The sequence below is a fragment of the Luteimonas yindakuii genome (assembly GCF_004803715.2).
Taxonomy (GTDB): domain Bacteria; phylum Pseudomonadota; class Gammaproteobacteria; order Xanthomonadales; family Xanthomonadaceae; genus Luteimonas; species Luteimonas yindakuii.
In genome coordinates this window covers 931,602-951,549 of record NZ_CP039383.2, presented here as the reverse complement: position 1 = coordinate 951,549, position 19,948 = coordinate 931,602, and the positions used below count along the sequence as shown (strand labels likewise).

The 19,948-nt window shown below is 69.5% G+C and carries 21 protein-coding genes; 16 read left to right on the top strand and 5 right to left on the bottom strand.

All coding sequences use genetic code 11. The features are described 5' to 3' along the window. The first annotated feature begins 14 nt into the window (after positions 1 to 14). From E5843_RS04330 to E5843_RS04305, 6 genes are all read left to right on the top strand, one after another. Entirely contained in the window at positions 15 to 422 is a 408-nt protein-coding gene (locus tag E5843_RS04330; protein WP_136411934.1) for a DUF2784 domain-containing protein, read from the top strand. Positions 423 to 543: 121 nt separating this feature from the next. After that, positions 544 to 936, top strand: a complete 393-nt coding sequence (locus E5843_RS04325; RefSeq protein WP_134672857.1) for an HU family DNA-binding protein — start codon at positions 544 to 546, stop codon at positions 934 to 936. 183 nt (positions 937 to 1,119) lie between these two features. Further along, positions 1,120 to 1,794: a tellurite resistance TerB family protein gene (locus E5843_RS04320; RefSeq protein ID WP_136411933.1), complete on the top strand. Its 675-nt coding sequence runs from the start codon at positions 1,120 to 1,122 to the stop codon at positions 1,792 to 1,794. Positions 1,795 to 1,864: 70 nt separating this feature from the next. Beyond that, a complete protein-coding gene (locus E5843_RS04315) occupies positions 1,865 to 2,473 on the top strand; it encodes a M23 family metallopeptidase (RefSeq protein ID WP_136411932.1) in 609 nt (202 codons plus the stop codon). Between the two features lie 77 nt (positions 2,474 to 2,550). Next, positions 2,551 to 2,982, top strand: coding sequence for a hypothetical protein (locus E5843_RS04310; protein WP_134672854.1), 432 nt, complete (start codon positions 2,551 to 2,553; stop codon positions 2,980 to 2,982). Continuing rightward, on the top strand, positions 2,979 to 3,740 hold the full coding sequence (locus E5843_RS04305) for a hypothetical protein (RefSeq protein WP_136411931.1): 762 nt from the start codon (positions 2,979 to 2,981) through the stop codon (positions 3,738 to 3,740). The genes E5843_RS04310 and E5843_RS04305 overlap by 4 nt, the downstream gene beginning before the upstream one ends. Before the next feature lie 5 nt (positions 3,741 to 3,745). On the opposite strand, the gene E5843_RS04300 is transcribed toward E5843_RS04305, so the two are convergent. Further along, complete coding sequence (locus tag E5843_RS04300) at positions 3,746 to 5,980, bottom strand: DUF5916 domain-containing protein (RefSeq protein WP_141065701.1); 2,235 nt, start codon at positions 5,978 to 5,980, stop codon at positions 3,746 to 3,748. A 121-nt stretch (positions 5,981 to 6,101) separates the two neighbouring features. Beyond that, positions 6,102 to 6,578, bottom strand: coding sequence for an SET domain-containing protein (locus tag E5843_RS04295; protein WP_134672851.1), 477 nt, complete (start codon positions 6,576 to 6,578; stop codon positions 6,102 to 6,104). Between the two features lie 155 nt (positions 6,579 to 6,733). Here E5843_RS04295 and E5843_RS04290 point away from each other — a divergent pair, with 155 nt between their 5' ends. The 5 genes from E5843_RS04290 (at position 6,734) to E5843_RS04270 (ending at position 12,091) form a co-directional block, all read left to right on the top strand. After that, complete coding sequence (locus E5843_RS04290; RefSeq protein WP_134672850.1) at positions 6,734 to 7,201, top strand: SUF system Fe-S cluster assembly regulator; 468 nt, start codon at positions 6,734 to 6,736, stop codon at positions 7,199 to 7,201. 13 nt (positions 7,202 to 7,214) lie between these two features. Then, positions 7,215 to 8,690 carry a Fe-S cluster assembly protein SufB gene (sufB, locus tag E5843_RS04285; protein ID WP_134672849.1) on the top strand — a complete coding sequence of 492 codons (1,476 nt, stop codon included), beginning with the start codon at positions 7,215 to 7,217 and terminating at the stop codon, positions 8,688 to 8,690. 115 nt (positions 8,691 to 8,805) lie between these two features. Next, positions 8,806 to 9,567, top strand: a complete 762-nt coding sequence (gene sufC / locus E5843_RS04280) for a Fe-S cluster assembly ATPase SufC (protein ID WP_134672848.1) — start codon at positions 8,806 to 8,808, stop codon at positions 9,565 to 9,567. Continuing rightward, positions 9,567 to 10,847, top strand: a complete 1,281-nt coding sequence (sufD, locus tag E5843_RS04275) for a Fe-S cluster assembly protein SufD (protein ID WP_141065700.1) — start codon at positions 9,567 to 9,569, stop codon at positions 10,845 to 10,847. The genes sufC and sufD overlap by 1 nt, the downstream gene beginning before the upstream one ends. Further along, entirely contained in the window at positions 10,844 to 12,091 is a 1,248-nt protein-coding gene (locus tag E5843_RS04270; protein ID WP_136411930.1) for a cysteine desulfurase, read from the top strand. Before sufD ends, E5843_RS04270 begins: the two co-directional genes overlap by 4 nt. 12 nt (positions 12,092 to 12,103) lie before the next feature. Here the strand turns inward: E5843_RS04270 and E5843_RS04265 are convergent, their stop codons facing one another. The 3 genes from E5843_RS04265 to E5843_RS04255 are packed head-to-tail and all read right to left on the bottom strand — an operon-like array spanning position 12,104 to position 14,648. After that, positions 12,104 to 13,780, bottom strand: a complete 1,677-nt coding sequence (locus E5843_RS04265; RefSeq protein WP_166815886.1) for a phosphoethanolamine transferase — start codon at positions 13,778 to 13,780, stop codon at positions 12,104 to 12,106. Next, positions 13,777 to 14,526 carry a phosphatase PAP2 family protein gene (locus E5843_RS04260; protein ID WP_136411928.1) on the bottom strand — a complete coding sequence of 250 codons (750 nt, stop codon included), beginning with the start codon at positions 14,524 to 14,526 and terminating at the stop codon, positions 13,777 to 13,779. Before E5843_RS04260 ends, E5843_RS04265 begins: the two co-directional genes overlap by 4 nt. Further along, complete coding sequence (locus E5843_RS04255; RefSeq protein ID WP_244240831.1) at positions 14,496 to 14,648, bottom strand: diacylglycerol kinase; 153 nt, start codon at positions 14,646 to 14,648, stop codon at positions 14,496 to 14,498. Before E5843_RS04255 ends, E5843_RS04260 begins: the two co-directional genes overlap by 31 nt. Positions 14,649 to 14,853: 205 nt before the next feature. Between E5843_RS04255 and E5843_RS04250 the strand changes: the two genes are divergently transcribed. The 5 genes from E5843_RS04250 to E5843_RS04230 all read left to right on the top strand — a co-directional run bounded on the left by E5843_RS04250 (position 14,854) and on the right by E5843_RS04230 (position 19,920). Then, complete coding sequence (locus E5843_RS04250) at positions 14,854 to 15,543, top strand: response regulator transcription factor (protein WP_136411926.1); 690 nt, start codon at positions 14,854 to 14,856, stop codon at positions 15,541 to 15,543. Then, positions 15,527 to 16,801, top strand: coding sequence for a sensor histidine kinase (locus E5843_RS04245; protein WP_134672841.1), 1,275 nt, complete (start codon positions 15,527 to 15,529; stop codon positions 16,799 to 16,801). Before E5843_RS04250 ends, E5843_RS04245 begins: the two co-directional genes overlap by 17 nt. 104 nt (positions 16,802 to 16,905) lie before the next feature. Continuing rightward, complete coding sequence (locus E5843_RS04240) at positions 16,906 to 18,876, top strand: LTA synthase family protein (protein ID WP_136411925.1); 1,971 nt, start codon at positions 16,906 to 16,908, stop codon at positions 18,874 to 18,876. 94 nt (positions 18,877 to 18,970) lie between these two features. Beyond that, positions 18,971 to 19,510 carry a GNAT family N-acetyltransferase gene (locus tag E5843_RS04235; RefSeq protein ID WP_136413023.1) on the top strand — a complete coding sequence of 180 codons (540 nt, stop codon included), beginning with the start codon at positions 18,971 to 18,973 and terminating at the stop codon, positions 19,508 to 19,510. An 89-nt stretch (positions 19,511 to 19,599) separates the two neighbouring features. Beyond that, entirely contained in the window at positions 19,600 to 19,920 is a 321-nt protein-coding gene (locus E5843_RS04230; RefSeq protein WP_136411924.1) for a Rieske (2Fe-2S) protein, read from the top strand. Positions 19,921 to 19,948 lie beyond the last annotated feature (28 nt).

Here is a 19,948-nt window from a genome sequence, read left to right as displayed (position 1 = left end):
GAAGGCAGCGGCCGATGCGGCTGATCCCGCCGGCCGTCGCGGCGCATCTCGCCGATGCGCTGCTGGCAGTGCACGCGGGCATCGCGCTGTTCGCGGTGGTGATGTTGCTGGCGGTGCTGGTCGGCGGCCCGCGCGGATGGCGCTGGGTGCGTCACCGATGGCTGCGCTGGTTGCACCTGGCGCTGCTCGCGGTGGTCGCAGTGCAGGCATGGCTGGGACGGCTGTGCCCGCTGACGGTTTGGGAACAGGGGCTGCGCGAACACGCCGGACAGTCGCCACATGCGGGTTCGTTCGTCGAATACTGGCTGTCACGCCTGCTGTTCTTCGAGGCGCCGTGGTGGGTCTTCGTCGCCGCCTACAGCCTGGTTGTCGGGCTGGCGCTGCTGGCCTGGTGGCGCTGGCCACCGCATCCCCGACGCTGAAGCGGCGAAAAACCCGCTGTTTCTTTGCGGTTTCCTATTGGCGGCGGCCTTGACATGGCCTACATTCCGACTGGCCGGCGGATATGGCCGACATCCAACCATCCATCACGGAACAGGACACATGGCGAAGAAAGCAACCAAGGTGGCGAAGAAGGCCGCTGCTCCGAAGAAGGCCGCTGCAGCGAAGCCGGCCGCACCGAAGGCGATCAAGGAACCGCTGAGCAAGTCGGGCCTGGTGGCACACCTCGCCGAGACCACCGGCGTGGTCGCAAAGGACGTCCGTTCGGTGCTCGCCGCGCTCGAAGGCGCGATCCACGGCTCCATCGGCAAGAAGGGCCACGGCTCCTTCACCCTGCCGGGCGTGCTGAAGATCACCTCGGTCAAGGTGGCGGCAAAGCCGAAGCGCAAGGGCATCAACCCCTTCACCAAGGAAGAGCAGGTGTTCGCAGCGAAGCCGGCAACCGTCAAGGTCAAGGTGCGTCCGCTGAAGAAGCTCAAGGACGCTGCCGTCTAAGGCAGTTGTCTGCACGGCCCGCATCGCGGGCTGGAGGCCGGTCTGCCCATCGGGCGACCGGCCTTTTTTTGTGGGCGCATGCAACCGGATCGCACTGCATGGCCGACCGCGTTGAAACCCGATTAAGCCGCCAACCCGTTAGCTCGCATTCCGCGCTTCCGCCCATCCCAGCAGGTCCGACCAATGAAACTGCACGGCTTTCTTGACCAACTCCTCCGCTCCGCCACCGGCAGTGGCACTCCTGCCGCTGGCGGACCGACTGCCACGGGCGGGCCGCTCGGCAACCTCGGCGGGATGCTCAACCAGGACTTCGGGCGCGGCGCGCTCACCGGTGGCGCCCTCGGCCTGCTGCTCGGTCGCAACCGCACCACGCGCAAGCTCGCGACCTATGGCGGCCTGGCGGCGATCGGGCTGATGGCCTACCGCGCCTACGGCGATTACCAGCGCCAGCAGACCGGCCAGGCGATCGAACCGCAGACGGTCGATCGCCTGCCACCGCCGCAGGCCGAAGTGCACAGCGAGGCGATCCTGCGCGCACTGGTGGCCGCGGCCAAGGCCGATGGCCATGTCGACGCGCGCGAACGCGAACTGATCGAAGGCGAGTTCCGGCGCGTCGATGCCGACCGCGAACTGCAGCAGTGGCTGCACGCCGAACTGGAGAAGCCGCTGGATCCGGCCGAAGTCGCCGGTGCAGCCGCCGCTCCGGAAATCGCCGCCGAGATGTACCTGGCGAGCCTGCTGGTGGTGGACGAACAGAACTTCATGGAGCGCGCGTACCTCGACGAACTCGCGCGCAAGCTCGGCATCGACGATGCGCTCAAGACACGCCTGGAAGCACAGGTACGCACCCCGGCCTGAGCGCACGCGACGGGGGACCGGGGACGTCGGCTTCACCTGCGCCGACTAGGCTGGTGATGTGTCGACGCCGATGTCTCCTCCTCCCCGCCGCGATTACCGCCGCGCCGCGATCCGCGCCACCGGCTGGATCGTGTTCCTGCTGCTGGCCTGGTTCGCCGCCTCGTGGGCCTGGCGGCAACCGTTCATGGCGACCGTGCGCATGGGTTGGGAACTGTCGCGCATGCCGGCCCCGGAGGCGTTGCCGATGCCGGTACGTGGCGTCGCGGCCGACCGCGTGGCCGATACCTATGGCGCGCCGCGCGGACGCGACCGCCAGCACGAAGGCGTGGACATCTTCGCCGCACGTGGGACCGACGTCGTCAGCACCACGCCCGGGATCGTCGTGTCCGTGCGCGAAGGCGGACTGGGCGGCCGCCAGGTGTGGGTGCTCGGCCCCGCACGCGAACGCCATTACTACGCCCACCTCGACGACTGGGCCGACGAGCTCGCCGAAGGCCGGGTCGTGCTGCCCGGCGACGTGCTTGGCAGCGTCGGCGACACCGGCAATGCGCGGGGCACGGCGCCCCACCTGCACTACGGCATCTACGGAGCCGACGGTGCCTACGACCCCCTGCCGCTGCTGCGCGCAGGCGCACGCAACGCCACCCCACCCCGCCCCGATACGCCGCGGACACCATGAGCACGCGCACTGCATCGACGCATCACCCCGGCGCGGTTAGCATCCAGCCTCCCGCCCGCCGTGGACATGACACCCGGATGGACAAGCGCTTCTTCGTTTGCGGCCTGATGATGAGCCTGGCGGCGATGCTGCTGGGCGTGCTCGTGCATGGCGGCCTGCTGCGCGCGGACTATCTCGCCCATGCAGACCTCTACCGCGATCCGGTCGAAGCGAACGCGCGGCTGGTCTGGATCGTGGTCGCCTATGCGCTGATCGGTTTCGGCATGACCTGGCTGTTCCGGCGCGTGTATCCCCAGCCGCGGGTGCGTGCACGCGACGGCCTGCAGTTCGGCCTGGTCATCGCGCTGGTGTCGTTCCTGCCGTGGCATCTGCTGGCCTACGTGGGCCAGCCGCTGCCGTTCGGCCTGATGACGCGGCAGGTGGTCTTCGACCTGTTGTCGATGCTGCTGCTGGGCCGGCTGCTGGTGTGGTTGCGTCCCAATCGTGCACCGCTGAGCCTTCCGGAATGAGCGCCGGGGAGATGCAACGGCCTACGCGCTGGCACGCCGTGCGCACCACGCTCGCCGTTGTGCTGGCGGCGCTGCTGGCTGCCTGCGGTGGCGAGGACGCGAAGGAACACGAGCGCGGTACGCCGGAGAGCGCGTCCGATGTCGCAGCCCTGCCGGCGCCTGCGCCCGGCGCCGGCAGCGTCACCCTTGCACCGCCGGCGCCCACGCCGGCCGCGGTCCCGCTGGGCGACCATCCGGTGCAGGAAGCGTGGATCCACACCGAGGGCACGGACGGCCTGCCACCGCTCGAGGACAACCCCGAGGCCGGCCTGGTCGAACTGGTGCCGATCGTGCCGGTGGATCCCGATACCGTGGACGCCGGTCCGTTGGCGCCGTCGCCGGTGCCCGTCGCGGCGGACGTGGATACCGGCCGCGCGACGGCCGTGGTGCAGGCCTATTACGCCGCGATCGACGCGCGCGACTATCGCTCGGCCTACGCCTTGTGGTCGGACGGCGGACGCGCCAGCGGGCAGTCACCGGAACAGTTCGCCACCGGCTTTGCCGCCACCCGCGCGATCGAGGTCCAGGTCGGCGCGCCCGGTGCAGCCGATGGCGCGACCGGTTCGCAGTACGTGCGGGTGCCGGTGTCGGTGGTCGCCACCCAGGCCGACGGCAGCACCCGCCGCTACGCGGGCCAGTACACCCTGCGCCGCGCCGCCTCGGGCGGTGGCGATGCGTGGCGCATCGCGTCGGCGGAATTGCGCGAAGAGCGCCTCTGAGCTGATCAGCGCCCGAAGCGGTAACTCAGCTTGACCAGCAACTGCTCGTCATCGCGCAGGCGGAAGCTGTCCTCGAGCTGGCCGCCGGCACCATCGGGATCGTCGAGCTGTTCGTAGCCGCCGCGGGCGTAGACCACGTACAGGTGCGACAGCGGCGCCAGTTCGTAGCGGTAACGCACCTGGAAGCCGAGGTTGCGCACGCCGAAATCCTCCACCGGGTCCGCGGTGGCGACCGGATGTCCCATCGGATCGAAACGCCATGCCTGTCGCATCCGGGCGTCGATGCCGATCGCCTGCAGCTTCAGGCGCAGCTCCTGTCGCGGATCGATGCTCCAGTCCAGGCCGGCACGCAGGCGCACCTCGCGGCCGCGGAAGGCGCCGACGAGGTTGCCCTGCCCCTGCCAGATCAGCCAGTCCGGACGATGGATCCAGGTGCCGCCGGCGTTGAGGCTGAAGGCGTCACTGATGAACCAGGTCGCGCCATAGAAGGCCGCCGCGCCCAGCCTGTCGTTGCCCGCCAGCCCGCCACTCGACAGTTCGAGCTCGACCTCGTGCGCCCATGCGCCCTTGCGCGGGCGCTCGTACTCGTACACGGCCGAGAAACTCGGCGGCAGCCGCACGATGCCGTTGCCACGCAGCAGCTGGTCGCTGACGCCGGCGCTGTTGACGTTGAGCTGCGCGTATTCGTAGCTGCCGTCGCGCAGCCTGCCTTCGCGGCTGACGCGGAACTGGTCGTTGAGCTTGTCGCCGCGGTCGTTGTGGCTGGTGGCCGCGCGCCAGCGCCAGTCCTTGGAGGCGTAGCGGGAATCCTCCGGCTGATCGGCGAAGCGCCGGCGGAGTTCCCAGTGCAGGTAGTTGACGCTGTTGCGGGCGAGGTAGCCGAAATCGTTGATCTGCAGCTCGTTGCCGAAGTGCATGGCGATCCACTGCTGGCGCCAGCCGCCGTCCATCTCGTAGTCGGCCCAGAGCGTTGCGCCGAAGTCCTCGTTGCGCGTACCGGCCTGGTCGATGCGGCTGCCGAGCAGCCGCGTGCGCACGTTCCAGCGGTCCGTCGGACGCCAGTTGTGGTCGACGCCGAGCACATCGGCCTGGCGGTCCAGCCAGGGCCGTTCGACCCGGGTCAGCATGGCACCGAGGTTCTGGTCGGCGAAGTCGCGCACCACGCGCAGGGCATGGAACGAGCGCCCGGCATCGCCACCTTCGTCGGCGGAGAACACGCCGTATTTCACCGCGCCGAAATTCCCGTTGAGCTTGACCGCGGCGGTGATGTCGCCGGCGCCGTTGCCGTCGTCGGCCGGGCCACCCACGCGGCGGGTGTACAGCTGCTGGCTGAAGTCGGATGGCGTGGTCAGCTCGAACAGGCCCTGGTTCTCGGTGAAGAACGGCCGCTTGTCGCTGACGAAGGTCTCGGTGGCACTGAAGTTGACCACCAGGTCGTCGCTTTCCACCTGGCCGAAGTCCGGGTTCACCGTCGCCGACAGCTGGAAGCGTCCGCTGGGCTTCCAGAACAGGTCGGCGCCCGCGCTGGCGCTGGCCGCGTTGCCGACGTTGTCGTACAGGCCCGAGACGTACGGCGTCACCGCCAGCAGTGACTGGCTGTAGGCCGTCACCTCGAGCGGCTGGAATTCGGACACGAAGCGCGGGCGTTCGTAGGTCGCCAGCGGCACCGCCGAGCGCTCGCCGGTGGCGCCGACCACGCGGTCGAGATAGATGCGCAGCGTGCGCATGCCATCGCGCCCGTCGCGCATCGGCGCGATGTGCCAGGGGATCAGCAGTTCCACCGACCAGCCGCTGTCGTCCTCGGCGACCGCGTGCGTCCACAGGCCGTCCCAGTCGTCGTTGAACTGGTTCTCGTTGCTGATCACCGCGTCATAGATGCCGCCGGTGGAGGCGACGGTGAAGTTGTAGGCGGTGCGGCCGTCGCCGTCGAAATCGACCATCAGGTTGACCCGATCCACCTGTGCATCGAAATCGCGTTGCACCCACTGGCGGGTGCGCGGCACGTCCGGCGGCTGCTCGTTGCGGAACGCGACCGCCAGCCCTTCGGGTGTGGCCATGACCCAGGCGCGCGTCGCATGCGACGCCGGCGCGCCGGTCAGCGGCTGGGTCTGGCGGAAGTCGGTGAACTCACGCGCGCCGGCCCATTCCCCGGGATCGATGCGCCCGTCGATCTCCACGGCCATGGCCGTGCACGGCAACAGGGCGGACGCCAGGGCGATGGTGATCCTGCAGCGACGCATCGGGGTTCCAGGCGGGCTCCGGGATGGCCCGCAGCGCGCACGGTACGCGCGCCGGGCGTGCGCGACGCCTGTCGTTGGTCATTGCGACGGTTGGCGGCCGTCGTGCATCCCGCCGCGGTGCTCAGCGCTTGGGCTGGAGCAGCGTGCCGGTGCAGCCGGGCTGGCCGCAGCGGCAGGCCCACAGTTTCTTCAGCTTCGGCGTGTGCCGCTCGGCCAGCCGGATGCCGTAGTTGTAGGTGAGTTCCTCGCCACGCGTGATGTCGCGCAACGCCTCGATATAGATACGGTCCTTCTCGGGACGTTCCTTCTCGTCCTCTTCCACCACCGCCTCGCAGTTGGGCGCACAGCTGTGGTTGATCCAGCGGCCGATGTTGCCGCGCCGGTTGCCGTCGATCACGTAGTGGTCGTTGAGGGTGAACAGGAAGGTGTGGCCGTTCTCCTCGAGCTCGGCGTAATCCGCGTCCACTTCCTCGTGCGTACGCAGCGCGCCGGTGTAGCGGATGATCCTTTCGCCCTTCTTGATCTTGCGCGTGGCGAACACGCCATTGCCGTGGATCGGGGATTTGCGGGCTTCGATCTTCAGGGGCTTGGTGGACATCGGGTCACGCGGTCGTGGAGAGCCGGCATTGTGCCACGCGCGCCACGCGCCTCCGGCACGCGCGCGTGCCCGCGCACGCTGAACCGCGCCGGGCACGGGGTTTGGCCGGGCGCGATCGAAAGAGTACAATTTCGGTCCTGTTTAAGGGATCGCCAATGCTCCGCGTCACCCGCCTCACCGATTACGCGACCGTCGTGCTGACCGTGCTTGCCGCGCGGTCGGAGGCGGTTCTGAGCGCGCCAGAGCTGGCAGAACTGGCCGGCCTGGAGACGCCGACGGTGAGCAAGGTGCTCAAGCCGCTGGCGCAGGCAGGCCTCGTCGACGGCTTCCGCGGCGTCAACGGCGGCTACCGGCTGGCGCGCCCGGCCACGGCGATCACCCTGATCGAGATCGTCGAGGCGATGGAAGGCCCGCTGGCCATCACCGAATGCAGCCTCGACGACAACCAGTGCGGCATCTCCCACCACTGCGGACTGCGCGCCAACTGGCGCCGCATCAACGACGTCGTCGCCGATGCACTGCGCGGTTTCACCCTCGCCAGCCTGCACGACGGCACCACAGTTCCTCCTCCTTCCCCCCTGCCGTCCGCGCGCCGCATCGACGCGCGGTTGGCCGACACCTGACAGTAGGCAGCCCATGGCCACCGACATCATCGAACCCGTCGTCGACGAACCCGTCGCGAACCGGGAGATCCACGAGCAGCTGGGCCGCAAGTACGCGGCCGGCTTCATCACCGACATCGAATCCGATTCGCTGCCGCCCGGCCTCGACGAGGACACCATCCGCGCGCTGTCCGCGAAGAAGGACGAGCCCGAGTGGATGACCGAGTGGCGCCTTGCCGCCTATCGCCACTGGCTGACGATGCCGGTGCCGCACTGGGCCAAGCTGCAGATCGCGCCGATCGACCTCCAGGCGCTGTCGTACTACTCCGCGCCCAAGGGCCCGAAGTACAAGTCGCTCGACGAGGTGCCGCAGGAACTCATCGACACCTACGACAAGCTCGGCGTGCCGCTGCACGAGCGTGCGCGCCTGGCCGGCGTGGCGGTGGACGCGGTGTTCGACTCGGTCTCGGTGGGCACCACCTTCCGCAAGGAGCTCGCCGAAAAGGGCGTGATCTTCTGCTCGATGTCGGAAGCCATCCAGGACCACCCGGAACTGGTGAAGAAGTACCTCGGCACCGTGGTGCCGGTGGGTGACAACTACTTCGCCGCGCTCAACTCGGCGGTGTTCTCCGACGGCAGCTTCGTGTTCATCCCGAAGGGCGTGCGCTGCCCGATGGAGCTCAGCACCTATTTCCGCATCAATGCCGGCCACACCGGGCAGTTCGAACGCACCCTGATCATCTGCGAGGACAAGGGCTACGTGTCCTACCTCGAGGGTTGCACCGCGCCGATGCGCGACGAGAACCAGCTGCACGCCGCGGTCGTCGAGCTGGTGGCGCTCGACGATGCCGAGATCAAGTACTCGACGGTGCAGAACTGGTACCCCGGTGACGAGAACGGCGTCGGCGGCATCTACAACTTCGTGACCAAGCGCGCGGAGTGCCGCGGCGCGCGCAGCAAGGTCGTCTGGGCCCAGGTCGAGACCGGTTCGGCGATCACCTGGAAGTACCCGTCCTGCGTGCTGCTGGGCGATGACTCCACGGGCGAGTTCCACTCGGTGGCGCTCACCCACCACCGCCAGCAGGCCGATACCGGCACCAAGATGATCCACATCGGCAAGCGCACCAAGTCGAAGATCGTCAGCAAGGGCATCAGCGCCGGCCGCGGGCAGAACACCTACCGCGGCCTGGTGAAGGTGGACCGCAATGCCGATGGCGCGCGCAACCACACCCAGTGCGATTCCCTGCTGATCGGCAAGAAGTGCGGTGCGCACACCTTCCCCTACATCGAGGTGAAGAACCCTGGCGCCACCGTCGAGCACGAGGCCACCACCTCGAAGATCAGCGATGACCAGATGTTCTATTGCCGCAGCCGCGGCATCAGCGAGGAAGACGCGGTCAGCCTGATCGTCGACGGCTTCTGCAAGCAGGTCTTCCGCGAGCTGCCGATGGAGTTCGCGGTCGAGGCCAAGAAGCTGCTGGAAGTGTCGCTGGAAGGCTCGGTCGGCTGACGCCTGCCCGTGATTCGTGGTTGGTGACTGGTGATTCGAAAGAGCCGCCCACCGACACGGATCAAACCCTGCCCGCTTTTCCCAATCACGAATCACCAATTACGGCTACAACCCCATGCTCAAGATCCACGACCTCCACGCCTCGATCAACGGGCGCGACATCCTCAAGGGCCTTTCGCTGCACGTGAAGCCGGGCGAGGTGCACGCCATCATGGGCCCCAACGGCGCCGGCAAGTCCACGCTGGGCAACATCCTCGCCGGCCGTGACGGCTACGACGTCAGCCAGGGCACCGTCGAGTTCGAGGGCCGCCCGCTGCTGGAACTCGAGCCCGAAGAGCGCGCCGCAGCCGGCCTGTTCCTCGCCTTCCAGTACCCGGTCGAGATCCCCGGGGTGAACAACACCTACTTCCTGCGCAGCGCGCTCAACGCGCAGCGGAAGTCGCGTGGCGAGCCGGAACTGGATTCGATGCAGTTCCTCAAGCTGGTGCGCGAGAAGCTGTCGGTGCTGCACCTGGACGACAAGCTGCTGCATCGCGGCGTCAACGAGGGCTTCTCCGGCGGCGAGAAGAAGCGCAACGAGATCTTCCAGCTCGCGGTGCTGGAGCCGAAGCTGGCGATCCTCGACGAGACCGATTCCGGCCTCGACATCGACGCGCTGAAGACCGTGGCCGAAGGCGTGAACACGTTGCGCGCACCCGACCGCGCGTTCGTGGTGATTACCCACTACCAGCGCCTGCTCGAATACATCCGCCCGGACGTGGTGCACGTGCTGGCGGACGGCCGCATCGTCGAGAGCGGCGGCCCGGAGCTGGCGCTCGAGCTCGAAGAGCACGGCTACGGCTGGATCCGTGACCGCGTGGTGCCGGAGGCGGTCTGATGAGCGTGCTGCTCGACTCGCTGGCCGCGGGCTTCCAGGGCGATGCCGCGCGCCGCTCGATCCTCGACGAGGCCCTGCGTGACGGCCTGCCCGGCCCGCGCAGCGAAGCCTGGAAATACACCCCGTTGCGCGCGCTGGAGCGCCGCAGCTTCGGCGTCGCGCCGGCGCAGCCGCCACTGATCGACCCGGCGCTGCTGGACGCGATCCCTGCGCCGCGGCTGGTGTTCGTCAATGGCCGCCATGCACCGGCGCTGTCCTCGCTGGACGCGCTGCCCGCCGGTGTCTCGCTGCGCCCGCTGTCGGCTGCGCTGGGCGATGGCGACGAGGCACTGCGCTTCCTGCACCGCCGCTTCGACCGCACCGATGAGGTGTTCGCGCGGCTCAATGCGGCGCTTGCCGGCGAAGGCGTGCTGCTGCGCGTCGAGGCCGATACCGCGGTCGATGTGCCGCTGCAGCTGGTCTTCATCGGCGCCCCGTCGGACGCGCACGACAGTGCCACGCAGGACCTCGCCTGGCACCTGCGCCACCTGATCGAACTGCGCCAGGGCGCCTCGCTTGCGGTGGTCGAACACCACCTGCATGTCGGCGACGGCCGCCACCTCACCAACGCACTCGCCCATGTGCACGTGGCCGATGGTGCGCGCCTGGACCACGCCCGCGTGCAGGACGACGCCACCGGCGCCACGCTGTTCCTGCGCACCGACGTGGTGCTGGCCAAGGAAGCCGAGTACCGCCGCGTCGACGTCGAACTCGGCGGCGCGCTGTCGCGGCACGAGCTCAACGTGCGCCTCGAAGGCGAGCGTGCGCGGCTGACCGCCAACGGGGTGCTGCTGGGCACCGGGCGCCGCCATGTCGATACCCGCCTGGGTATCGACCATGTCGCCCGCGACACCTCCGCGGAGCTGCTGTGGCGTGGTGCCGCCGCCGGCCGCAGCCGCGTGGTGTTCCATGGCGGCATCCTGATCCGCGAGGGCGCCGACGGCACCGACGCGCAGCTGTCCAACAAGAACCTGCTGCTGTCGGCCGACGCCGAGATCGACACCCAGCCGGTGCTGGTGATCCACGCCGACGAGGTGCAGGCCGCGCACGGCGCGACCGTCGGCCAGCTCGACGACGACGCGCTGTTCTACCTGCGCGCGCGCGGCATCCCCGAGCTGCAGGCCCGCGCCTTGCTGACCGCGGCGTTCGTGCGCGAACCGCTGGGCGCCGTCGAAGGGCCGCTGCGAGGCGCACTCGAGGCCGCACTGGCGCGCATGCTCGACGGCATCGTCTCCGGATGAGCAGCCCGGCACCCGCCACCACCGCGCCGCCCGTCGACTGGGCGCGGGTGCGCGCGGACTTTCCGCTGCTCGAACGCACCGTGCACGGCAAGCCGCTGGTGTACTTCGACAATGCCAACACCGGGCAGAAGCCCGCCGCGGTGATCGACGCGGTCGACGGTTACTACCGCCACTTCAACGCCAATGTCAGCCGCGCCGTGCACCAGCTCGGCAGCGAGGCCACCGAGGCCTACGAGGGCGCGCGCAGGCGATTGGCGCGCTTCCTCAACGTGCGTGCGGACGAGCTGGTGCTGTGCAGCGGCACCACCTTCGCGATCAACCTGGTCGCCTACTCCTGGGCGCTGCCGCGGCTGAAGGCGGGCGACACCATCCTCGTGTCGCGGATGGAGCACCACGCCAACATCGTGCCCTGGCAGCTGGTGGCCGAACGCACCGGGGCGACGATCCGCGTGGCCGAGATCCACGAGGACGGCACGCTCGACCGCGAGGCGCTGGCGCGCGCGATGACGCCCGACGTCAAGCTGTTCGCGATCGCGCATGTGTCCAACCTGCTGGGCACGGTGAACCCGGTGCGCGAGCTGTGCCGCGAGGCGCGTCGGCGCGGCATCGTCACCGTGGTCGACGGCTCGCAGGCCGTGCCGCACCGGCCGGTGGACCTGCAGGCGATCGGCTGCGACTTCTACGCCTTCACCGGGCACAAGATGTGCGGCCCCACAGGCACCGGTGCGTTGTGGGCACGCCGCGAGCATCTCGAGGCGATGCCACCTTTCATCGGTGGCGGCGAGATGATCCGGGAAGTCAGCTTCGACGGCACCGTGTTCAACGATCCGCCGCACCGCTTCGAAGCCGGCACGCCCAACATCGCAGGCTTCGTGGGGCTGTCGGCGGCGGTGGATTACCTCGATGCGATCGGCATGGCCAGCATCGAGGCACGCGAGGCCGACCTGCTGGCGTACCTCACCACCGCGCTGGACGCCGAGCCCGGCGTGCGCATTCTCGGTCGCGCACCCGACAAGGCGGCCGTGGTCTCGTTCCTGGTCGACGGCGCGCACGCGCACGACCTCGCCACCCTGCTCGACCTCGAAGGCGTGGCGGTGCGCTCGGGGCAGCACTGCGCGCATCCGTTGCTGCAGTTCTACGGCGTCGCCGCGACCTGTCGTGCGTCACCGGCGTTCTACAACACGCACGCCGAGATCGACGCCTTCATCGCCGCGCTGCGCAAGGTGCGACGGCTGCTCGGCTGAGCCGGTGCGCTCTCAGGCGCGGGCCGCAGCGCTCGCGCGTTGGCAGGGATGCAGGATGTCCCGCGCGGGCCGGTAATCGCGGGTCTGCACGTCGAAGAAGCCCAGCACGGTATCGAACAGGTTGTCGTGGCTGTAGGCATCGCCGGCGATCCGCTCCAGGCAATCGCGGTCGATGCCCGCGCTGCCGGTGACCGCGGGCGACAGCCACAGCGTCATCGGCACCTGGAGCTGCTGGCGCGGCGCGATCGCCAGTGGCGCGCCATGCAGGAACAGTCCGTACTCGCCCAGTGACTCGCCGTGGTCGGACACGTAGAGCATCGCCGCGTCGTGGCCATGCTGCGCGCCCAGCAGGTCGATCAATTCTCCCAGCACCGCGTCGGTGTAGCCGATGGCGTTGTCGTACGCGTTGACGATCTGCTCCCGACTGCAGCGTCCGGGGTCGCCGTGGCGGCAGGTGGGCCGGTAATGCTCGAACGCGGCGGGATAGCGCTCGAAGTAGTTCGGTCCGTGGTTGCCGAGCGGATGCAGCACGATCAGGACGTCGTCGTCGGCAGCCTCGATGCGCTCGCGCAGGCCGGCGAGCAGGATCGCGTCGAGGCAGCGGTTGCCGGTGCATAGCGCGGGCGCCTGCGCCGGCTGCATCGCCTGCATTCCGATGGCATCGCAGACGCCCTTGCAGCCGGACTGGTTGTCGCGCCAGGCCACCGCCACGCCGGTCCTCGCCAGCACGTCGAGCAGGTTCTCCTGGTGGCGGATCGCGACGCGGTCGTAGTGCTCGCGCCCAAGGATCGAGAACATGCACGGCAGCGAGACTTCGGTGCTGGTCCCGCAGGCGGTGACGTCGGGGAAGTTCACCACGTCGCGCCGCGCCAGTTCCGGCGTGGTCTGGCGCGCATACCCGTTGAGGCCCCAGTGGTCGGCGCGAACGGTCTCGCCGACCACCAGCACCAGTACCCTCGGCCGGCGCGGACCGGCGGCGCCGACGATGCGCCGGGCATCGGCGGCCACCGTCTCGCGCGGGCCGGCCGGGCCGCGTTCCTCCTGCGACAGCGCACGCACCGTGGAGACCAGCACGTTGCCGGGGGTGATGCGGTGACGCAACGCGTGGTCGTTGCGCATCAGCGAGAACACCCCTTGCGAACCGATCGCCAGCGCGACCAGGGCCAGCGCCAGCATGGCGATGGCGAACAGCGCCCGACGCCGCAGGTCCTGGCGCAGGGACGGAATGCGCACGCGCGTCCACAACACCAGCGCGGCCGGCAGCCCGCCTGCGACGGCGACATGGACCAGCAGCCCCGGTGACAGCAGCTCGCGGCTTTCCGCCATGTCGGTGTGCAGGATGTTGCGGAGCATGTCGACGTCGAACAGCACCGCGTAACGCGATGCATACCAGTTGGCGCAAGCGGTCAGTACCAGCAGCGCCGCCAGCACGGGCCGGGTTGCGGCGCGCCACGCGAAGGGCGCCAGCACGCAGGCGTGCAGCGCGAACACCGCGACGGCGAGGACGATCCGCACCCGCGGCGACGTGCCGGCCCGCGCCACCGCCTGCCAGAAGGTGCCGTTGCAGGCGAGCACGAAGTACGCGCACACCAGCGCCAGCAGCGCCTCGCCGGACATGCTCGGGCGCCAGCCGCGGATGGCGAGGTCGGGCACCTGCAAGCGGCGCAGGCTGTCGCGGACGGTGCTCATGGTCGCCGCCTCGCCGTCATGGCGAAGCTGCCGATGTCCGCTTCCGGCGCACGGGCCGACGACTCCCGCCACAGCCATACACGCGCGAGCGCCGCGGACCAGACCCAGCACAGCGCCAGGGCCCAGACGTCGTGGGACAGGAAGTGCGCGCCGCGCAGCTGCTGGGTGATGCCGAAGATCGTGCCTGCCAGCAGCCCTGCGCACAGTCCCCAATGACGCCAGCGCGGCGCTATCCGCAGCAGCGCGAAGTAGCTCGCGACCCATGCATACCCGGCGGCGGCATGGCCGGCCGGGAAACAGGCACCATCGCCTGCGAACCACGATTTGGGCGCGTGGCGACCGCCATACGCCACGAGCGCCCAGGGACAATCGACGCCACTGACCTGCTTGAGTACTCCCACCAGGAGGGCGCTGCCGGCCACGGCCACGACGAGGTAGGCCAGCGCCCGTTGCCGTTCGCGCGGCATGCGCCCGCGGATCCCGGCGGCGAGCAACGCGCATGCGCCCACCCACGCCAGGATGCTCGCGTGCCTTGCCCACACGTGCAGCAGGGTCGAGGTCCACCATGCATCGCGCAGCGCCCAGCGCCCGCCCTCGAGTCGATAGAGGGCGTCGGCGATCCACTGGTCACCGCCAAGTCCGTGCAGCGGCACGGTCAACAGCAGCGCGAACGCCGGCACCGCGGCGATCGCCTCCCAACGCGTGGCAGCCGGCTTCACCACGGCACGCAGGCCCACACCCAGCATGCAGCACGGAGAGCGGCCGCGACCGCGACGGAGCCCGCGTCCTTCGCCTTGCCGGACAGCGGATGATGCCGACGGCCGAACCGGTCGACCGTTGCCTCGAGCGCGGTATTGGGCAGTTCCACCACAGTCCCGTACGTCTTCCCGGCACGCTGCCGGCGCCGGGCAGCTTTCCGGCGTGCACGTCGGAACCGGGTCGGAAAAACATTCGCAGCCGATTAAGGGCGATGGCGCCCCGCACCATCGACATGGTCGCTGACCGATGTACCGCCATCACTGGCCGCCGCGCTCGCGGGCGCGCATCCTGTGCGCTGCCCCGGACCGATCGCCATGCGCCTGCTCATCGTCGAGGACCACCCGCCGCTGGTCGCCAGCCTGTTCGCCTATTTCGAGGCACGCGGCGCACGCCTCGATGCCGCGCCCGATGGCGTGGTGGGGCTGCACCTTGCCGTCACCCAGAGCTACGACGCCGTCGTGCTCGACTGGATGCTGCCGCGCATGGAAGGCCCTGCCATGTTGAAGACCATGCGTGAACGCGGGATCGACACGCCGGTGCTGATGCTGACCGCACGCGACCAGCTGCCCGACAAGCTCACCGGCTTCCGCGCAGGTGCCGATGACTACCTGACCAAACCGTTCGACCTTGCCGAGTTGGAAGTGCGCCTGGAAGCGCTGCTGGTCCGCGCGCGCGGGCGCACCGCCATCCGTCAGCTCGAGGTCGGCGACCTGCGGTTGGACCTCGCCACCCTGGAGGTGCACCGCGCAGGTGAACTGCTGCACCTGTTCCCCGCATCGCGAAAGCTGCTGCAGGTGCTGATGATGGCCAGCCCGGCCGCGGTCAGCCGCAGGGAGCTCGAGTACGCGTTGTGGGGCGACGAGCCGCCCGATGGCGACATGCTCCGTTCGCACATCTACGAACTGCGCCGCAGCGTCGATGGCAACCAGCCGGTCAAGCTCATCCACACCCTCCCGCGCATCGGCTACCGGGTCGCCGTGGTCGACGATGCGTACGCGTCCTAGCCTCACCCGCCAGATCACGCTTGGCCTGGTGGTCTACGGGGTCCTGCTCAGCGTCGCGCTGTTCGTGCACGGCCTGCTGGTCAACGAACAGGCCGAGCGGATGGTCTGGCAGGCGATGCTGGAAACGTCGATGGACGACCTGCTCGAGCGGCGCCGGCACGATCCCGACTTCGGCTGGCGCAACAACGGCCGGCTCGACCTCCACATCCTGGATGCGGCGGACGCACGGACACCGGATGCCCTGCGTCCACTTGCTCCGGGCCTGCACGACAACGTGTTCTTCGGCGACAACGAGTGGGTGGTGCTGGTCCGCGAGGAGGCCGGCATCCGCTACGCGCTCGCGCTCGACATCGACGGCTTCGAGGACCTCGAGTGGGAGCTCGTGAAACCGGTGATCGCCTCGTCGGTGCTGTTCATGCTGCTGCTCGGCATCGCGGTCTACTTCGGCGCGCGCCTGCTCGCGCGCCCGCTGCGCGACCTTGCCGCCGACATCGGCACGCTGTCGCCCGACCGCCGCGGCCTGCGCATCGAGGTGCCCGCGCGTGCGAGTTCGGAGCTGACGGTGATCGCCGGTGCGCTCAACGATTATCTTGCCCGCAACGACCAGTTCGTCGACCGCGAGCGCGCCTTCATCGATACCGCCAGCCACGAGCTGCGTACGCCGATGGCGGTGATCCGCAGCGCCGCGCAGATCGCGCTCACCGGGGCCGGCGATGATGCGCCGCGCCAGCTCCAGCGGATCGCGCGCGCCACCCGCGAGGTCGAGCAACTGATCTCCATGCTGTTGCTGCTGGCCAAGGATCCCGAGCGCGTCACCGCCGCAGCGGAGCGCTTCCGCCTCGACGAGATGCTGCCTGCGGTGGTCGACGACCATCGCCACCTCGCCGCGGACAAGGACCTCACGTTCCTGGTCGGCCCGCTGCAACCCTGCACGCTGGTGGCACCCGAGGCCGTGGTGCGCCTGGCCGTCGGCAACCTGCTGCGCAACGCGATCGAACACAGCGACCGCGGCGAGATCCGCCTCACCCTCGACGGTGCGGGGCGGGTAGAGATCCGCGACCCTGGCCACGGCATGACGCCCGAGGAGATCAGCGCGCTGTACGCGCGCCTGGCGCGCGGCAGCGACCGTGGTTCGGGCATCGGGCTGGCCCTGATCGCCCGCCTCAGCGAACACCTGGGCTGGCGGCTGACGATCGAACCCGGTGGCGACCAGGGCACGGTGGCACGGCTCGACTTCGGCGGTGCGCAGCAGGGCTGAGCCGCGCTTCGCCGTCGCGCCGTTCCGACAACTTTCCGACCCCCACGCGCGAATCCTGACCGGACACGCCGGTGTTGCCGGTGAGTCCGCTCGGGTGTTGCGCAATGCCACAGACGCTCCGGCACGGTCTTGCGCCGCTGCTGCCCTTCCTGTCGATCTTCGTGCTCGGCCTGCTGCTGCTGTCGCTGTCGCGGCTCGGGCTGTCGCTGTGGCAAGCGGATGCGGTGGGCGCCGCCGGCGGATGGGCGCCGGTCCTTGTCCATGGCGTCCGCGTGGACGTGGCCGCGATGTGCATGTGGCTGGGCATTGCGGCGGCCGCCTACCTGCTGCTGCCCGCGTCGCTTGCACGGCGCCCGCAGGTGGCGATCGTGTTCGCCGTGTGGCTGGCGCTTGCACTGGCGATCCCGGTGGCGCTGGAAGCCGCCACGCCGGCGTTCATGGCCGAGTACGGGCTGCGGCCCAACCGGTTGTTCATCGAGTACCTCGCCTACCCGCGCGAAGTGTCGTCGATGCTGGCCAAGGGCCACCTGCTGACGGGGCTGGCCACCGTGCTGGTCACGCTGGCCGCCGCGTGGCTCGCCTACCGGCTCGCCCGCCGGCTGCTCGCGCGGCATCCGCACCATCCCGGCACCGGGGCGGTGCGCGCGCTGGGTGCGGTCGTGGTCATGCTGGCCTGCACGCTGGGCATCCGCTCCACGCTGGGGCACCGGCCCATGAACCCGGCCATGCTCGCGTTCTCCACCGATGCCACGGTGAACACCCTGCCGCTCAACTCGTTCTATTCGCTGGCGTTCGCGATCCGCGACGAACTGCGGCACGACCCCGGCGCGCGCATCTACGACACCACCACGCCGGACGAGGCCGTGGCCGACGCGCTGCGCGGCATCAGCGCCGCGTGGCCCGGCGCCACGGTCATCGAGGATGCGTCGACACCGCTGCTGCTCAGGCGCTACCCGGTCCATCACGGCCCGCCACGCAACCTGGTGATCGTGCTGGAGGAAAGCCTCGGCGCGCGTTTCGTCGGCAGCCTGGGCGGGTTGCCGCTCACCCCGCGCTTCGATGCGCTCGCCACCCGCGGCTGGGCCTTCGACCGGCTCTATGCCACCGGCACGCGCTCGGTGCGCGGCATCGAGGCGGTCGTGAGCGGCTATCCGCCCACGCCGTCGGTCGCGGTGGTGAAGCGGCCGCGCGCGCAGCAGGACTTCTTCACCCTCGCCGGGCTCCTGCGTCGCCACGGCTACGACACCGCGTTCCACTACGGCGGCGAGAGCCATTTCGACAACATGCGCGGCTTCTTCCTCGGCAACGGCTTCGAGCGGATCATCGAGCGCAAGGATCATGCTGCGCCGCGTTTCGCCGGCTCCTGGGGCGTCTCCGACGAGGACCTGTTCGCCGAGGCACATGCGGACTTCGAGCGTCTCCACGCAGCCGGCACGCCGTTCTTCGGTTTCGTCTTCACCTCGAGCAACCACGATCCGTTCGAATTCCCAGACGACAGCATCGAGCTGTACGACGCCCCGAAGGCGACGCGCAACAACGCCGCCAAGTACGCCGACCATGCGCTGGGCGGCTTCTTCGACCGCGCGATGTCCTCCGACTACTGGGCCGACACCGTGTTCCTGGTGGTGGCCGACCATGACTCCCGCGTGCTCGGCCAGTCGCTGGTGCCGGTGGACAATTTCCGCATTCCGGGCCTGATCCTCGGCGCCGGCATCGAGCCGCGCCGCGACGCCCGGCTGGTGAGCCAGATCGACCTGGCGCCGACCCTGCTGTCGCTGCTCGGCATCGACGATGCGACACCACTGCTGGGCCGCGACCTCAACCGCGACGACCCGGCCGCGCACGGCCGGGCACCGATGCAGTACGACGCGAACTTCGGCTGGCTGGAAGACGACGGCACGCTCGTGGTCCTGCAGCCAGGGCAGGCGCCGCGCGCGTTCGTGCACCGGCCGGGACGTCCACTGGTCGCATCCGGGGCGCCCTCGGCGGAGGCGCAGAGGCTGGCGACGCTGCATGCGCTGTGGGGCACGGTCGCCTACGAGCGTGGGTGGTACCGGCTTCCGGAGGGGCCGTAGGCGGCACGGCCACGAACGGGGAGCCGCTTGCATTCCCTCGCGGATTTCCGGACAACACCGCATCCCACCCGTGCGCGAACATCGAATGTCCGAAGTGCTCCCGCTGTATTTCCGTGCCGCGACGGCCGCCGACGTGCCGGCGCTGGTAACCCTGGTGACCTCGGCCTATCGCGGCGACGCCAGCCGCGTCGGCTGGACCACGGAAGCCGACCTGCTCGACGGCGACCGCATCGATCCGACCCTGCTGCGCGCGGATATCGAACGGCCGCGCAGCCGGGTAGTCGTTGCCGGTACCGCGGACGCGACCATGGTCGCCTGCGCGCATGTGGCCGACGTCGATGGCCAGGGCTATTTCGGGATGTTCGCGGTCGACCCCCGCCGCCAGGGCGGCGGTATCGGGCGCGCCATGCTGGCCGAATGCGAGCGCATCGCCGGCCACGAATGGGACCTGCCCGCGATGCGGATGACCGTCATCGATGTCCGCGACGAACTCATCGCCTGGTATGTGCGCCTCGGTTACCGCCGTACCGGCGAGGTCCTGCCCTTTCCCTATGGCGACACCCGCTTCGGCATCCCGAAGCGCGACGATCTCCGCTTCGAGGTGCTGCACAAGCCGCTACGGGCCGCTGGTTGATCCAGGGCGCTGCGAGCCCGGCCTTGCGCAGCGGTGATGCGTCCGCACGCAACCGCGGCGGGCACGCGCGGACTCCCTACAATGCGCACATGAGCGACTGGACCTTCGTCTGCACCACCGCCGAGCTGCTGCCCGGCGAGACCCGCGTAGCCTGGGACGGTGACACGCCGATCCTGGTGTTCAACCTCGACGGTGCGTACTACGCACTGGAAGACCGCTGCAGCCACGAGGATTTCGAGCTCTCGGCCGGCCATTTCGACGCTTCCGAGGGCAGCGTCGAGTGCGCCCTGCATGGCGCCCGCTTCGATATCCGCGACGGCCGCCCGCTGTGCCCGCCCGCGTACGGGCCGGTGGTGAAATTTCCGGTCGAGCTGCGCGACGGCGGGATCTGGACCCGCGACGACCGCTGAGCGGGCGGCTGCAGAAAAAATGCGCGCA